The following is a 15,877-nucleotide window of genomic DNA, read 5'->3' as shown; positions in this document are numbered from 1 at the left end:
ACCTTCGACCCCCACGTCCCGCCAGCGCAACAAGCCGTCCTCGACGCGCTCCAGGACACCGGCAGTCACGCACTAACCAAATGAGCCAACTCGGGCGCGGCACCCAGCGCTACCGCGCCGGCGGCCGCAGCCACGATGAGCATCACCCCGAGGTCGTGGGCGGAGAAGAACATCACCGCTGCCGCCCCGAGGGTGCCAGTAAGTACGGCGAGTACCGGAATCGTGGCGACGACCAGCAGAGACAGTGGCAGCGATCGCCGGCGCAGCCGGCGTAGGAGCACCAGGCCGAGCACGCCGACGATCAGCGAGCAACCCCCGGCGATGGAAGCGATCAGTGGCGCGTCCCGCATCGCCTGGAGCATGCTGTCCTGCATAGCCTGAGCCTGTCAGGAGGACGGATCCAGCCGATAGCCCACGCCCCATACCGTCCTGATCAGTCGCGGACCCGTGGCGTCGTCCTCGACCTTTTCCCGCAGCCGCCGCACGTGCACCGTGACCGTCGACTCGTCGCCGTGGGACCAGCCCCACACCCGCTGCATCAGCTGCGTGCGGGTGAAGGCCTCTCCGGGGTGGGCCAACAGGAACGCGAGTAGGTCGAATTCGCGGCTGGTCAGCGACAGATCCACACCGCTCTTGGTCACCCGGTGCGCGGACAGATCCACCTCCACTGCACCGGCGCGCAGCACGTGCTGGGCATTCAGGGCGGACATGCTTGCGCCGCGTGTGCGCCGCAGCACCGACCCCACCCGCAGCACCAACTCGCGCGGGCTGAACGGCTTGGTGACGTAGTCGTCGGCCCCGACCTCCAGCCCGACTACCCGGTCACTCTCCTCACCCAGCGCGGTCAGCATGATGACTGGCACTGGGCCGCGGCGGCGCAGGCGCCGGCACACCTCAAGCCCGTCAATTCCTGGCAGCATGAGATCGAGCACCACCAGGTCGGGCAGCTCTGGCGTTGCCGCAGCCAGCGCGGCATAACCGTCACTGGCGCAGTCCACCTCGAACGCCGCCCGCCGCAGATAGCTGCTCACCACCTCCGCGACGGTCGGATCGTCCTCGACGACCAGGACCCGAGGCATGCCAGGATTCTAGGGACCAGCCCGCCGCCCGAGGCATCTCCATTCGTGGACGTCTCCACTCCGTTAAGCGCCGCGACGAGTGAGGCGCGAAGATCACTGCACCTTCAATTCTCCAACCATCGCTCCGGAAGACTGCTGGAGGACGGCGGGCAGAGGGTTAGAACACCCGCCCCGGCAAGGGGTCCGCGATCGAGGCGCCGTCTACCGCGGGCGCGCCAGCGGCCTCATCGTAGCCGCCCCGTGAACTGACCGGCCTGGTCATACAGGGCTGCGCGATCTGCCGACGGCGTTTTGCTCACCCTGCCCACCGGGGCGTCAGCCACCCGGAGGGTCGCGGTGGCGCGGGCCTTGCCTCTCATGAGCCCAAGCTCCGGCGAGGTCGCCCGCTCGGATTGACCCCGCCAACGGCTTCTGCTGAAGCATCCACGCCGGCCTGAAGCGGCAAGGGGTGAGCGAGCGCCGCGGGCCTGTCCATACCGAGGAATCGGCGTTGGAGCATGTCCGTGCTCCAACAGCAGGGATGCGCCGGACTGCGCCGGCGTCAAGGGGGCTCCGGCCGCTCGGCAGGTGGCTGCGGCCGACCCTCGGCCCCGACGCTCCCAAACGCAGCGAGAGCGGACGAAGCAAGATCACCATCCGGGATCGGGATTCGCACCTGCCACGTCTCCTCAGATCTGTCACAGAGCGCGATGCGGCAAGCACTTGCGGTGAATAGGCCGCCCAGGCTGGCTACCCAAAAGTGACGAGGTTCTTACAAGCGGCGCAGGCCCTGCGGTGCTCGCTTAGCCTGCATGAGTCGGCGTGCGCCGAAACCGGTGGCGGACTTATCGACAGTTTGTCGACGCGGGAATGGACGACCGCCGGTGTGGCCATCGCTGTTTCAGCTTCTTCAATGATGTTCCCATCCCGCGGCTGAAAGCTGCTCGTCTTCAATAATCCATGGAGGGATGCACGGTGACACTGGTCGATGATGGTCTGCTGACGAGGCCGAGGGTATCCACTGCCCTGCCGGGACCAGGCTCCGCGCAGCTGCTGGCACAGCAAGAGCGGGTGGAGTCCCGCGCGAGAACGTATCCACGGCACCTACCCATCGCGATCGCTGAAGGGCAGGGGAGCTTCGTCCGCGATGTGGACGGGAACGTCTTCATCGACTTCCTGACCGGTGCGGGCGTGCTCTCGCTGGGGCACAGCCACCCGGAGCTGGTGCGTGCGGCGGGCGAGCAGCTTGCTATCCATGCGCACGGCCTGGACTTTCCAACCCCCGCCAAGAGCGCATTCATCGACGCGCAACTGTCGATGCTGCCCGAGAGCATGCGTGGGCGGATAAAGATGCACTTTTGCGGTCCGACCGGAGCCAACGCGGTAGACGCCGCGATCAAACTGTGCAAGACGGCCACCGGTCGAGGTGAGGTTATCTCCTTTCAGGGCGGGTTCCACGGCAGTAGCCACGCCGCAATGGCCGTGACGGGTCTAGTGGACCAGAAGCGGCCGATTGCCAACGGTATGCCGGGGGTGCATTTCTTTCCGTTCTCCTCGTGCAGCCGCTGCCCGGTCGGGCTGACCCCGGACGCCTGCAGCGTCAACTGCATCGGCTACCTGGAGCGTGCTCTGCAGGACCCTAACGGGGGCGTGCCGTTGCCGGCCGCGGTGATTCTCGAGCTGGTGCAGGGTGAGGGGGGTGTCATCCCGGCGAACCGGGAGTTCGTGCAGCGGCTGCGAGTGCTGACCCGCGAGCTCGACATCCCGCTGATCGTGGACGAGGTGCAGACCGGCTGCGGGCGAACCGGCACCTGGTTCTCGTTCGAGCAGTACGACATCGAGCCGGACGTCATCGTCGCCTCTAAGGCCCTCAGCGGTGTCGGTCTGCCGATCGCGGTGATCCTGTACGACGAGCGGCTCGATGTGTGGGCACCGGGAGCGCACACCGGCACGTTCCGCGGCAACCAGTTGGCCTTCGCCGCTGGCGCTCGGGCCGTGCAGATCGTGCGCCGTGACGACGTCCTGGGCAATGTCCGCCGCCGCGCGGAGCAGGTAGGCATCCGGCTGGGTCCATTGCACCGGAACCCGTGGGTGCGCGACGTCCGCGGCGTGGGCCTGATGTGGGGGATAGAGCTGGCCGACCCGCGCACCGACCGCCCGGCCAGCACTCTGGCCCGTGCGGTGCAGGCCCTGGCGCTGCGCCGGGGACTGATTCTCGAGCTCGGCGGACGAGATGACGCAGTGGTGCGGATCCTGCCGCCGCTCAACGTCACCGAGAGCGTGCTCGACACCGCTTGCGACATCCTGCTCGACGCCATCGAGGAGGGCTGCCGGTCGGCGGCGGAGGCCATCGTGAGCACGGCCAGCCGCGATCTCACTCCGCTGGGCTGAGGCGCACGGCGCAGTGCGGATTCCTACATCGATCGTCAGCGGCAACCCGAGGGGCTATGAGCAGCAGCCTGGTCGACACACGGCGTGACCCGCAGCCGCAGCATGCTCCTGCGGCAGCTCCAGTACTGGTGTGCGCGGGTTATCAGCAGTCGGTCCGGTGGCGGGCCGGGGAACGCATGCAGCACCTGTTCGAGGCCCGGTGCGACGAGCTGCGCAACGACGGCCGCAGCGGCCAGCTGGCCGTAGACGCCGGCGACGTCGTCCTGACCTACGACGAACTGGACTCCCGAGCCAACCAGCTGGCCCGGTACCTGCTGGCCTGCGGCGCCCGCCCGGGGGACCGAATCGGCCTGCTGTTCGACTCGCCCCTGCACTCCTACATCGGCATGCTGGCCGTGCTCAAGATCAACGCTGCGTATGTGCCGCTGGACGTCGGCTTCCCCCCGGACCGGCTGCGCTACATCACTGACGACGCCCGCGTTGGCGTCATGCTCACCTTGTCGCATCTGCGGCAGCGACTCGACCAGGTCGACGCCAGCTTCATCTTCGTCGACGAGGTGGCGCGGCTGGTCGCCGCGGAACCCCCCGGGCGGCTGACCGATGAGGAAGCGGGTGAGCCTGTCGACCAGCTCGCCTATCTCATCTACACCTCCGGGACCACCGGTCGGCCGAAGGGCGTGGCGATCGAGCACGGCAGCATCTGCAACTTTGTGCGCGTTGCCGTCGAGGTGTACGGCATCACGTCCAGCGACCGGGTCTACCAGGGCATGACGATCGCCTTCGACTTCTCGGTCGAGGAGATCTGGGTGCCCTGGATCGCCGGGGCCACCTTGGTCCCCAAGCCGGGCGGTTCCAGCCTGCTGGGCGCCGAGCTGGGGGAGTTCCTGCAGTGCAAGCGCATCACCGCGTTGTGCTGCGTTCCGACGCTCCTCGCCACTCTCGACGAAGACGTGCCGGGCCTGCGCTTCCTGCTGGTGTCCGGGGAGGCGTGCCCGCAGGAGCTCGTCGCCCGATGGCACCGTCCGGGTCGCCGGTTCCTCAACGTCTACGGGCCCACCGAGGCCACGGTTACCGCGACCTGGACGTCGGTCCATCCCGACCGGCCGGTAACCCTTGGTGTCCCACTGCCCACTTATTCCATCGTGATCCTTGACGCGGACGAGGCCCGAGCACTTCCGCGCGGGGAGATGGGGGAGATCGGCATCGCCGGGATCGGGCTGGCCATCGGCTATCTGAATCGGCCCGACCTGACCGAGAAGGTGTTCATCCCCGACTTCCTCGGACTCGACAACAACCCATCCGGCCGCATCTACCGCACCGGCGACCTTGGCCGGATCAATGCATACGGTGAGCTCGAGTACCACGGCCGGATCGACACCCAGGTCAAGATTCGCGGCTACCGCATCGAGCTGACCGAGATCGAGTCACTCTTGGCGCAGGTCCCGGGGATCGCTCAAGCAGTTGTCAACACGTACGAGCCGGAGCCGGGCACGGTAGAGCTGGTCGGCTACTACAGCTTGCGCAAGGACACCGCGTCGGTGGACAAGGAGCTGATCTACCGGCGGCTGCGGGAGCGGCTGCCCGCCTACATGGTTCCTGCTTACCTCGAGGAACTCGACATCATTCCGATGACGTCGAGCGACAAGGCCGACCGCAAAAGCCTGCCTGCGCCGCGCAACCGGCACAGCGGCGAGCCCCAGCAGGCATACGTCGCCCCATCCACCACCACCGAGGAAACCCTCGCCGACGCACTGGCCGAGATCCTGCGGCTGGACAGGGTATCGGTCCTCAGCCACTTCTTCGACGACCTGGGCGCCAACTCCCTGCTCATGGCGCAGTTCTGCTCCGGCCTGCGCAAGCGGTCGGGCCTGCCCTCGATCGCGATGAGGGATGTCTATCTGCACCCGACGGTCAAGAGCCTGGCCGTGACGCTGGGGGACACGCCGCCCACCGTTGCAGACACGCACGGGACCTCGGCCCCGGAGAAGGCGGTCAAACCGGGCAGCACCCGCCAGTACGTCCTCTGCGGAGCACTGCAGCTCCTGGCGTTCTTCGGCTACATGTGTCTGAGCTCACTCGTCCTCGTCAGCGGCTTCGAATGGGTAGCCGGTGGCACCAAGGTGATCGACATCTACCAGCGGACGCTCGTCTTCGGCGCCGGCAGTTTCCTGGGCTTCAGCGCACTGCCCATCGTCGCGAAGTGGCTGCTCATCGGGCGCTGGAAGCCGCAAGAGATCCCGGTCTGGAGCCTGTCGTACTTCCGCTTCTGGTTGGTCAAGACGCTGGTCCGGTCCAGCCCGCTGGCCGCATTCGTCGGCTCGCCGATCTACGTGTTCTACCTGCGGATGCTAGGAGCGAAGATTGGGCGCGGGGTGGCGATCTTCACCCATACGATGCCGGTGTGCACGGACCTGCTGACCATCGGCGACGGCACCGTCATCCGCAAGGACTCGTTCCTCCCCGGCTACCGCGCCCACGCCGGCGTCATCCAGACGGGCGCGATCACTATCGGCAAGGGAGTACTGATCGGCGAGAAGACCGTCCTGGACATCGGGACGTCGTTGGGCGACGCCGCCCAGCTCGGTCACGTCTCCTCACTCCATGAACCCCAAGCCGTGCCAGCCGGCGAGCGCTGGCACGGGTCTCCAGCGCAGCGGACCGACACGGATTACCGGACGGTCCCACCAGCGCGGTGCGGCGCCCTCCGCAGGGGGTCCTACGCCACCTGGCAGCTTGCGACCGTGCTGGTGTTGTACGTCCCGGTGGGCATGGTCTTGGCGGGCTCGCTGCTTCCCGATGTCCTAGCCGCCGACTACACGGCACTGACGGACTGGACGTTCTACCGCAACCTGCTGGCCCTGACCTTCGTCATGTTCTTCGGCGCCGTACTCACCGGGCTCATCTTCGTGGTCACGGTCCCACGCGCGCTGAACCTCGCGCTCACGCCGGGCAAGGTGTATCCCCTGTACGGCATCCACTACATGATCCAGCGGACGATCACGCGCATGACCAACGTGAGGTTCTACGTGGACTTCTTCGGGGACAGCTCCTACATCGTCCACTACCTGCGCGCCCTCGGGTACAACCTCTCGCAGGTCCAGCAGACGGGGTCCAACTTCGGCACCGAGCTGGGGCACGAGTCCCCGTATCTGACCACCGTCGGCAGCGGGACGATGGTTTCGGACGCTTTGTCGGTCATGAATAGGGACGTCTCCAGCACCTCTTTCCGCCTGTCCCAGGTATCGATCGGCGAGCGCAACTTCCTCGGCAACAACATCGCCTACCCGTCGCAGAGCAAAGTCGGCGCCAACTGCCTGCTGGCCACCAAGGTCATGGTTCCGATAGACGGACCCGTCCGCGAGAACGTGGGCTTGTTGGGCTCCCCGTGTTTCGAGATCCCCCGCTCCGTCCAGCGCGATGCCGGGTTCGACCACCTGAAGACCGGGGACGAGCTGGAGCGCAGCATCTCGGCGAAAAACCGCCACAACATCGTCACCATGGCGACCTTTCTCTTGGTGCGGTGGTACCTCGTCTTCTGCCTTGCCGTGCTAGCTGCGGTCGCGGCCGGCTTCTACGACGAACTAGGGGCGACGGCGGTCGCGGCGTTCGGCGTCGCCGCTCTCCTGTTCAGCCTCGCCTATTCGGTGTTCGTCGAGCGCGCCGTCCAGCGCTTCCGCCCGATGAGCCCGCGGTTCTGCTCAATCTATGACCGATACTTCTGGGGGCACGAGCGTTTCTGGAAGCTGATCGCGACGGTCCCATTCCACGGCACCCCGTTCAAGAACCTGATGTGGCGCCTGCTGGGGGTGCGCATCGGCCGACGGGTGTTCGACGACGGCTGCTCAATCCCGGAGAAAAGCTTGGTCACGATCGGGGACGACTGCACGCTGAACGCCGGCAGCGTCATCCAGTGCCATTCGTTGGAAGACGGAACCTTCAAGTCCGACTTCACCACTCTGGGCGCCGGCTGCACCCTCGGCATCGAATCCTTTGTGCACTACGGCGTGACGATGAGTGATGGCGCCGTACTCGACGCCGACGCCTTTCTCATGAAGGGCGAGGAGGTTGCAAGATTCGCCCGGTGGCGGGGCAACCCGGCCCAGGAACTCCACCCGCCCGGGGTTCGCCCGACGACGACCCCCGCCCCAGCCGCCCTTCCGGCGGCTCCACCAGCCATACCGGCAGGGTCCCCGGCTCTGGCTTCATTGCTCCGTGAGCTGCGGGCGAACCCCGGACCACGTCTTCCGCGCTCATCTGGTGTGGCGCTGTCCCTGTTTACGCTGGACGCATGCCGGCACCGAGAGGCAGAATTGATCACCTTCCTCTCTTCGGAGGAGGTGCACGAGTCGGACGCCCTCAGCTCGTCGGAGCGGCGGGACGCCTTCGTCATCTCCCGGGCGCTGGTGCGGTTGACCCTGTCAGCGGAATGGTGCCCGGACGTCCCTCCCAGGGACTGGCGCTTCGGTCGGACCGAGCTTGGCAAGCTGACGGTCGTCACCCCCGCCGACACCGGCCTCGACGTAAGCATTTCGCACACCGCCCAGGTGATCGCCCTGGCCCTGTCCGTCACCCATGACGTGGGGGTGGACGTCGAAGCGGTGGCTGACCACGAGGATCCCGTTGTCTGGTCGGTGCTCTCCCCGGCCGAACGGGTCCGGCTGGAAGCCCAGCCGGTCCCGGACCGCCGCTCGGAATTCCTCCGGGCGTGGACCCTCAAGGAAGCGTTCGTGAAGTGCACCGGGGCAGGGTCCTCGCACGGCTTCCAGCACCTCGACACGCGCCTCGAGCCGCTGGCCGTCCTTACCGACGACTGTCAACAGCCGTCATCCCCGGTGTCGTGCGAGTTTCATCAGGAGAAGTGGCAGCTCGCCGACCAGTGCCACTGGGTCGCGGTAGCCACCCGACCGCGACGGCCTCACCGAGACCCCCGTGAACGCCATCGAGAATCACCCGAAGGGCACTGACCACAGCCCGCGGCAGGAGCGAGTTTGCCCGGATGTATCAAGCGAGCACCGAGGAGAGCCATCCAGTGAAATCCGAGGATGACAACCTGAACATCCCACACACCAGCGCTGCCCACGCCGAACTTCTACCAGCGGCGGGGGGCCGCAGCTTCCGGTCCGACCGGGTGATCGGGCTCGACGTGGCGCGGGCCCTGGCAGTCTTCGGCATGTTTGGCGCCCACGTCGGAGCGGTTCCGGACGACGTGCAGGCCTCGCCCTCCACCTGGCTGGGAGTCGTCAACGGCCGGTCGTCGATCCTCTTCGCGGTCCTCGCCGGGATATCCGTGGCGCTCCTCTCCGGGCGGACCAATCCGGCCACCGGCGACGACCTGGTCCGCGCGCGCCTGCGAATTGTGGTCCGCGCCGCATGGGTCCTCGCGATCGGGGGTGCTCTCGAGGCGCTCGGCACCGACATCGACGTCATCCTCGGCGTGTACGCGGTCCTGTTCGTCCTTGCGCTGCCCTTCCTGCGTTGGCCCCCTCGACGATTGCTCATGGCAGCCGGTGCGCTGGCGGTGTTGGCGCCACCAGCCGTTCTGGTTCTCGCGCAATTCGTCGACGCGATGGACTCCCAGGACGCGCCGTTCGTGTCGTTGGCGGTGACCGGCGCCTATCCGGCCCTGATCTGGTGGACCTTCATCCTCGTCGGACTGGCCGTAGGACGCTCCCACCTCGACTCCGTGCCGGTACGGAGGACACTGGTGGCCGCAGGCCTGGGCCTGGCCGTGGTGGGTTACGGCGGCGGGTGGCTCGCGACGCAGTGGTGGGCGGCCGGAAGGCCGTCGGAGGGTCCGCTCGACGGCGCACACCATCCCGGCCACTGGGATCCCGCCTGGTTGAGCGGCGCCGCCCCGCACAGTGGCACGACCTTCGAGATCGCCGGCTCAGTCGGCTTCGCGCTCGTCGTCATCGCGGTGTGCTTGGTCGTCGCCGACCGCCTGCCCACGGCCACCTTCCCATTGGCTTCGGTCGGGTCGATGGCACTCACGGTCTACACCGGCAGCGTCGTCGCGATCTGGCTGATCGACCCTGACGACTACGTCGACAACGGACCGTGGTTGGCCTACGTCCTCGTCACCGTGGTGGTCGCTGCCGCCTGGCGTCTGGTCCTCGGCAGAGGACCGTTGGAGAGGCTGCTGACATGGAGCTCGACCCGTGCCGCAGATCCGCCGCTACCGCGATCGTCACCCGAGCGGCAGCTGTCGTCCTCGCAATTGTCTCGCCCCCTGCGCTGATGAGGCGCCTGGAGACTGCACGCCGAACCTGGTCGGCCTGGTCCCGCGCCCATGCCCGCGGATGGAACGCCGGCGTGCGCGCGCCGCCCGAGTGCAGCGACGCGCCGCATGCGGCGGCTCACCGGCAGAGTGACCGGCCGAAGGTTCGGGGGTCGTCACGCGAGCCCCGGACGATGCGACAGGTCACCCGGTCGGGGACCGGCTTATTACCGCAAGGTTACCTGTCCCTGCCTCGCCTGGCGTCCGACCGGCCTCAGACCCGATCGTGCTGACCCAGCGGAGAGCGAGGAGGAGCAGTGCTCGAGATTGAGATCTTGCCGGCCGTCCTGGCGGGGTTGATCGCCGGCGCGGTCATGGAGGGGCCGGTCTATCTGCAGAAGGCCGTCGGCCTGCCGGTGAAGCAGAACATCTTCCGGACCTGGGGCAACTTGTTCGGCTTGCGCGGGGCGAGCGGCTACCTGGTCGGGATCCTGTTCCACCAGGCGCTGGCTGCGGCCATCGCGGTGCTGTACGCGGTCTTCTTCCGGCTGATCGGCGTGGAGGGCGACCTCTGGCTGTGGGGCCTGGTCGGTGCCCTGGTCCACTACACACTGGCCGGTCCGGTGGTGAAGCTCCTTCCCTCGGTGGACCCGGACACCGGTGACGTGGGCAAGCAGGGCTTGGCCTACCGCCACTACGGCCCGCTGGACGTGGCGACCTCGTTCGTCGGGCACCTGAGCTTCGGCCTGCTGACCGGCATCTTCTACGGCTTGTTCCACTCCGGCGGTGGCAGCGGCCTGGCCATCTGACCGCCGTGGTGATCCTCGACCGAAGGAGCTGGGATGACAACGATGACGACAGCACGAGGGGCCGCCGCCGGCGCGGTCGGTGTCCTGGCCATGGACGTGGTGACCTGGCTGATGTACCGGCGCGAGGACCCCGCCGACCTGGCGCGCGAGCAGCGGGCCCGGGCCTTCGGTCAGGACACCGCGCATGCGCTGGTCCGCCGGGTGGCGGAGGCGGTCGGCAGTGACGCCGGGGGTGAGCAGCCCAACGGTGCCGGTATCGCGGTGCACTACGCGTTGGGCATGGGACCAGGGGCCGCTACGCCGCGCAGCGAAGAAAGCACCCATGGCTACGCGCCGGGCGCGGTGCCCTCTACGGCTTCGGCCTCTTTGTTGTCAACGACGAGATCGCCGCTCCGTTGCTGGGGATCGCCGGTCCGCCGGGTGCGTATCCCTGGCAGGCGCACGTGCGTGGCCTGGTCGGTCACGTGGTGCTGGGCATGGTGACCGAGGCGACGCTGAACGCGATCGAGGAGTGACCCGTGGGCGCGTTGCGACTCAGACCGTTGCCGGCATGAAGCCGCGCCTGGCGGGCCAGGTGGCGGTCATCACCGGTGCGTCTTCAGGCATCGGGCGGCTCACGGCCCAGCTGTTCGCCGCCCGGGGCGCACAGGTCGTGCTGGCTGGCCGCGGTGGGCCCGCGCTGCAGACCGCGGCCGAGGAGGTGGCGGCAGCCGGTGGGACGGCGCTGGTCGTCCCGACCGACGTGGCGGACGCCACTGCGGTTCAGGCGCTGGCGGACACGGCCGTCGAAAGGTTCGGGCGCATCGACACCGGGGTCAACAACGCCTCGGTGACCTCCTACGGCACCGTGGCGGACACGCCAGTTGCTGACATTGCCCGGGTGATCGCGGTCAACCTGCTGGGCCAGGTGCACGGCATCAAGGCCGCACTTCCCGTCATGCGGGCACAGCGCAGCGGAACGATCGTCGCGGTCAGTTCGGGCCTGGGGGTGCGCAGTGTTCCGCTGCAGGTGCCCGACTGCGCCGCCAAGCGCGCCGTCGTGGGGTTGATGGAGGGCGCGCGGATGGAGGAGCGGCGTGCCGGGTCGGGGGTGCAGCTCACCACGATCCTGCCCTCGTCGATCAACACGCCGCTGTTCGACCACGCTCCATCGTTCATGGGCCGCAGGCCAGCGCCGATTCCGCCGGTGTACGAGCCCGCGGCCGTGGCCCAGGCCATCTTGTTCGCCGCCATGCATCGGCGTCGCGACATCTACGTCGGCGCCGCCGCCCGCCAGCTGGACCTGCTCGAGCGGCTCAGCCCCGCCCTGGCCGATCGGCTGCTGGGCCTCGGTGGTCAGGCCTTCCGTCGTCAGCAGCGCGACGAGGCCGACGCCGGGCAGAACAACCTGTACGAGCCGAGTGACACCACCGGATCGGTGCGGGGCCGGTTCGGGCGGTTCGCCTTCCGGCGCGGCGCCTACACCCGCACGTTCGGCTGCCACCCCGTCCTGGGCCGGATTGCGGGAGGGACCCTGGCGGTTATGGCCAGTCGCCGGCTTCTCCGGGTCGGAAGCGGGAAGCAGGTCCCAACGGCCCTCTTCCGGGCACGGAGAGGAGTGAAGGGTCCATGACCGGGAGGCCCACCACGACCGAAGCGGAGATCGCCCGGATTGACGTCGACGGCCGAGCCGTCGAGTACCTGGACACCGGACCGCCGGTCGGGCCGGCGCTCGTGCTGCTCCATGGCGACGGGGAGACCGCCCGGGACTGGCGCTGGGTGGCCCCGGCTTTAGCCGACGCCGGCCACCGAGTTATCGCGCCCAGCCCTGCCCGGACACGGTGGCAGTGTGCCGCCGGCCTCGTACGCGATGGAGGATCTGGCGGTTTGGCTGGCCCGTTTCCTCGACGCCGTGGGCATCGCCGCAGCGACGGTCGGGGGCAACTCCATCGATGGCCTGATCGCGATCCACCTGGCCCTGGGTCAACCCCGCCGGGTCGGCTGCGTCGACATCCTCATGAACAACGCCAGCGTCGACGCCTCGGGCACCTACGTGGCGGACCTGGAGATCGCCGATTTCGAGCGCGCCCTGCGGAGCAATCTCATCGGGCAGCTGATCTGCTGCAAGCACTTCATCAACCACCGCAAGCAGCAGGGAGGCGGCGGGAAGATCATCAACACCACGTCCGTGCACCAGGAGCAGCCCCGCGCCGGAGCCGCGGACTACGACTGCTCCAAGGGGGCGCTGCGCAACCTCACCCGCACCCTGGTGCTGGAGGTCTCCGAGCTCGGGATGACCGTCAACAACATCGCACCCGGGATGGTGCTCACCCCCTTCAACCAGGCCGCGATCGACGACCCCGACCTGCTGGAGAAGGAGGTGCAGAGCATCCCGCTCAAGCGCGCCGCGCAACGGGAGGAGATCGGCCGACTCGCGGTCTTCCTCGCCTCCAGCGACGCCGACTACGTCACCGGCGCCACCTACGTGATGGACGGCGGGCTGATGCAGATGTCCGGCCAGGGCGCCTGACCGGCACCGACGAGCCAACCGCTGCCGGTGGGCAGCGCGTGACCGGTGCAGCTGTCCGGTGCCCTTGACATCCCCCGCGACATGTCAACCACGAGCTTGGAGAAGCGCATGACCCTGACCCTGAAGACTCCCGCCACATCGCCTCTGCTCGCACGGTTCCTCGACGTCCGCGCGCTCACGGAGCGCCTCGCCACACGGTTGTCACCAGAGGACCAGACGGCGCAGTCGATGCCCGACGCCAGCCCGACGAAGTGGCATCGCGCCCATACGTCCTGGTTCTTCGAGGAGTTCCTCCTCGACCCCGCAGGCGGTTACCGACCGTTCGATCCCACGTTCCGCTATCTGTTCAACTCCTACTACGAAGCGGTCGGGCCGCGGCACCCGCGCCCGCAGCGTGGGCTGGTGACCCGCCCCTCGGCCGCCGAGGTCGGCCGCTATCGGGAGCACGTCGAGCAGGCCGTCATCGCCTTGATTCAAAGCGGGCTGGGGCAGGCGCAGGTCGGCATCGTTGAGCTGGGTTTGAACCACGAGCAGCAGCACCAGGAATTGCTGGTCATGGACGCCCTGCACCTGCTCTCCTGCCACCCGTTCGGCCCGGCGATGATCGACCGCCCGGTGGAGGATGATCCCGACCCGGTGCCGCTGACCTGGCGAGCGATCACCGGCGGGCTGTACGAGATCGGCCACGACGGCGTGGGCTTCGCCTATGACAACGAGGGCCCGCGGCACACCGTGCATCTGGTGCCGTTCGAGATCGCCCAGCGGGCGGTCACCAACGAGGACTGGTTGGCGTTCATCGCCGACGGCGGCTACGCCCGGCCGGAGCTGTGGCTCTCCGACGGATGGGCCGCGGTGCAGCAGCACGGTTGGCAGGTACCGGGCTACTGGCAGCAGCAGGACGGCCAGTGGGTCGCCTTCGGTTCCGGGGGCGTGCGGCCGCTGCGTCGGGCCGAACCGGTCTGTCACGTCTCCTTCTACGAGGCCGACGCCTACGCCCGCTGGGCGGGTGCCCGTCTGCCAACCGAGGCTGAGTGGGAGGTCGCGGCCCGTGACGTGGCGGAGCTACGCGGCCAGCTTCTCGACCCTGACCGGCTGCACCCCGGGCTGACCGGTCGGCACATGCTCGGCGACGTCTGGGAGTGGACCTCCAGCGCCTACCTGGCCTATCCGGGCTTCCGGCCCGTGGAGGGCGCGGTCGGGGAGTACAACGGCAAGTTCATGTCCGACCAGCACGTCCTGCGGGGGGCGAGCTGCGTGACCCCGGCCGGGCACGAGCGACTGACCTACCGCAACTTCTATCCGGCTGCCGCCCGATGGGCCTTTGCCGGACTGCGGCTGGCCCGCCCGTGACCACCGTCCAGGGCAACGCAGCGCACTGCGACGACGGGACGCCGCGACGGGCACCAGCTGACGCGCCGGTCAGGGTCCCGGTCCGACTGGATCGTCACCTTCCGCCGGCGGCAATGCGGGACGCGCTGGAAGCCGACGTCCGGGCCGGACTGAGCGCCACGCCGAAGACGCTGCCGCCGAAATGGTTCTACGACGCCCGCGGCTCGCAGCTGTTCACGGCCATCACCGGGCTGGTGGAGTACTACCCCACCCGACGTGAACGCGAGATCCTGCAGACGCACGCCACCGACATCGCGCATCTGTCGGCAGCCGACACCCTCGTCGAGCTCGGGAGTGGGACCTCGGAGAAGAGCCGCCTGCTCCTCGACGCGCTGCACGAGGCCGGCACCCTGCGGCGCTACGTGCCCGTCGACGTGGACGAGACCGTGCTCACGCAGTCAAGTGAGGCGGTGGCCGATGCGTATCCCGGGATTGCGGTGCACGCCGTCGTCGGTGATTTCGAGCACCACCTGCCGCTGCTGCCGGCCGGTGGTCGTCGGCTGGTCGCCTTCCTGGGCGGCACGATCGGCAACCTGCTACCCCCGCAGCGCGCCCGGTTCCTGCGCACGCTGGCATCGCACATGGGATCGGGGGACACCCTGTTGCTGGGCACTGACCTGGTGAAAGACCCCGCGCGGCTGGTCGCTGCCTACGACGACGCGACCGGTGTGACCGCTGAATTCAACCGCAACGTGCTGCACGTGGTGGCGCGTGAGCTCGGTGCCGACGTGGACCCCGACGTCTTCGCACACGTTGCGCTGTGGGACGCCCAGAACGAGTGGATCGAGATGCGCCTGCGGTCGCTGCGCGAGCAGGTGGTGCGCGTCCTTGACCTCGAGGTGCCCTTCACCCGGGGGGAGGAGTTGCGCACCGAGATCAGCGCCAAGTTCCGCCGGGAGCGCGTCGCCGACGAGCTCACCGCCGCCGGGCTGCAGCTGTTGTCCTGGTGGACCGATCGGGACGGTGACTACGCGCTCTCGCTGGCGACCAAGGCGACTCCGTGACGCCCAGCGTCCGCGATGGTCCTTGACCTGGGGCTGGGTCAGATGGCGAGGTCGACGGGGGAGTGAGAGAACTGTCGAGCGGACACCCGGACACGATCGTGCGGGGTGTGGACGGCGCCACGGTTGTCGAGGTCGGCGGCCGGCGCGCGAGCTGCTGGATGGGTACGCCCAGACGAGGTGGCCGCCGGGCCCGGGCCCCCTCGCCCCTGGCCCGACCGGCTACGCGGCGACCGCTACGGCTGAGAAGCGGCTCAGCACCACGTGCCGCCGAGCGAACCCGGAAAGGGCAAGGCATCCACGCCTTCCTCCGGTCCGCCGACTGGCTCTGCCTGGCGCAGACCACGAGCCAGGTCCATCTGGACTACGTGCTGCTCCCCCTGGTCACCGGTTCGCCTCCCGGTGCGCCCTGAGTTGGCTCACGGCGTCATGATGATCTCGTCGGCAGGTCGCTGAGCTGCGCGGATGCGCTGGATCGGGTGCTGTTTCACGCACTAACGGTG

11 protein-coding genes are annotated in these 15,877 nt (G+C 68.3%); 9 read left to right on the top strand and 2 right to left on the bottom strand.

Features of this window, described 5'->3' with window-relative positions:
* Positions 1 to 65 precede the first annotated feature (65 nt).
* Positions 66 to 374, bottom strand: coding sequence for a hypothetical protein (locus tag CHB94_RS23570; protein WP_089338982.1), 309 nt, complete (start codon positions 372 to 374; stop codon positions 66 to 68).
* Between the two features lie 12 nt (positions 375 to 386).
* Positions 387 to 1,079, bottom strand: a complete 693-nt coding sequence (locus tag CHB94_RS23565; RefSeq protein ID WP_089338981.1) for a response regulator transcription factor — start codon at positions 1,077 to 1,079, stop codon at positions 387 to 389.
* Positions 1,080 to 2,033: 954 nt separating this feature from the next.
* Here CHB94_RS23565 and CHB94_RS23560 point away from each other — a divergent pair.
* The 9 genes from CHB94_RS23560 (at position 2,034) to egtD (ending at position 15,377) form a co-directional block, all read left to right on the top strand.
* Positions 2,034 to 3,449: an aspartate aminotransferase family protein gene (locus tag CHB94_RS23560; RefSeq protein WP_217899484.1), complete on the top strand. Its 1,416-nt coding sequence runs from the start codon at positions 2,034 to 2,036 to the stop codon at positions 3,447 to 3,449.
* Positions 3,450 to 3,505: 56 nt separating this feature from the next.
* The gene (locus tag CHB94_RS23555) at positions 3,506 to 8,413 is read left to right on the top strand and encodes a Pls/PosA family non-ribosomal peptide synthetase (protein WP_141137634.1); all 4,908 of its coding nucleotides are present in this window, start codon (positions 3,506 to 3,508) and stop codon (positions 8,411 to 8,413) included.
* Positions 8,414 to 8,478: 65 nt separating this feature from the next.
* A complete protein-coding gene (locus CHB94_RS23550; RefSeq protein WP_217899483.1) occupies positions 8,479 to 9,687 on the top strand; it encodes a heparan-alpha-glucosaminide N-acetyltransferase domain-containing protein in 1,209 nt (402 codons plus the stop codon).
* A gap of 296 nt (positions 9,688 to 9,983) precedes the next feature.
* Positions 9,984 to 10,475 carry a hypothetical protein gene (locus CHB94_RS23545; RefSeq protein WP_217899482.1) on the top strand — a complete coding sequence of 164 codons (492 nt, stop codon included), beginning with the start codon at positions 9,984 to 9,986 and terminating at the stop codon, positions 10,473 to 10,475.
* A 33-nt stretch (positions 10,476 to 10,508) separates the two neighbouring features.
* Positions 10,509 to 10,958, top strand: coding sequence for a hypothetical protein (locus CHB94_RS24775; protein ID WP_141137632.1), 450 nt, complete (start codon positions 10,509 to 10,511; stop codon positions 10,956 to 10,958).
* A 67-nt stretch (positions 10,959 to 11,025) separates the two neighbouring features.
* The gene (locus CHB94_RS23540; protein WP_089338978.1) at positions 11,026 to 12,087 is read left to right on the top strand and encodes an SDR family oxidoreductase; all 1,062 of its coding nucleotides are present in this window, start codon (positions 11,026 to 11,028) and stop codon (positions 12,085 to 12,087) included.
* A 216-nt stretch (positions 12,088 to 12,303) separates the two neighbouring features.
* Entirely contained in the window at positions 12,304 to 12,984 is a 681-nt protein-coding gene (locus tag CHB94_RS23535; RefSeq protein WP_217899481.1) for an SDR family oxidoreductase, read from the top strand.
* A 108-nt stretch (positions 12,985 to 13,092) separates the two neighbouring features.
* Positions 13,093 to 14,334, top strand: coding sequence for an ergothioneine biosynthesis protein EgtB (gene egtB, locus CHB94_RS23530; RefSeq protein ID WP_089338977.1), 1,242 nt, complete (start codon positions 13,093 to 13,095; stop codon positions 14,332 to 14,334).
* 113 nt (positions 14,335 to 14,447) lie between these two features.
* Positions 14,448 to 15,377 carry an L-histidine N(alpha)-methyltransferase gene (gene egtD, locus CHB94_RS23525; RefSeq protein WP_089338976.1) on the top strand — a complete coding sequence of 310 codons (930 nt, stop codon included), beginning with the start codon at positions 14,448 to 14,450 and terminating at the stop codon, positions 15,375 to 15,377.
* Positions 15,378 to 15,877 lie beyond the last annotated feature (500 nt).

This window comes from Blastococcus mobilis, assembly GCF_900188025.1.
Classification (GTDB): Bacteria; Actinomycetota; Actinomycetes; order Mycobacteriales; family Geodermatophilaceae; genus Blastococcus_B; species Blastococcus_B mobilis.
This window is presented reverse-complemented; position numbering and strand designations above follow the sequence as displayed.

What these genes read in the sequence shown, in the direction of transcription:
- CHB94_RS23555 (WP_141137634.1), top strand. Translation starts at nt 3,506, where the DNA reads ATGAGCAGCAGCCTGGTCGACACACGGCGTGACCCGCAGCCGCAGCAT.
- CHB94_RS23570 (WP_089338982.1), bottom strand. Translation starts at nt 374, where the DNA reads ATGCAGGACAGCATGCTCCAGGCGATGCGGGACGCGCCACTGATCGCT.
- CHB94_RS23565 (WP_089338981.1), bottom strand. Translation starts at nt 1,079, where the DNA reads ATGCCTCGGGTCCTGGTCGTCGAGGACGATCCGACCGTCGCGGAGGTG.
- egtB (WP_089338977.1), top strand. Translation starts at nt 13,093, where the DNA reads ATGACCCTGACCCTGAAGACTCCCGCCACATCGCCTCTGCTCGCACGG.
- CHB94_RS23540 (WP_089338978.1), top strand. Translation starts at nt 11,026, where the DNA reads ATGAAGCCGCGCCTGGCGGGCCAGGTGGCGGTCATCACCGGTGCGTCT.
- egtD (WP_089338976.1), top strand. Translation starts at nt 14,448, where the DNA reads ATGCGGGACGCGCTGGAAGCCGACGTCCGGGCCGGACTGAGCGCCACG.
- CHB94_RS24775 (WP_141137632.1), top strand. Translation starts at nt 10,509, where the DNA reads ATGACAACGATGACGACAGCACGAGGGGCCGCCGCCGGCGCGGTCGGT.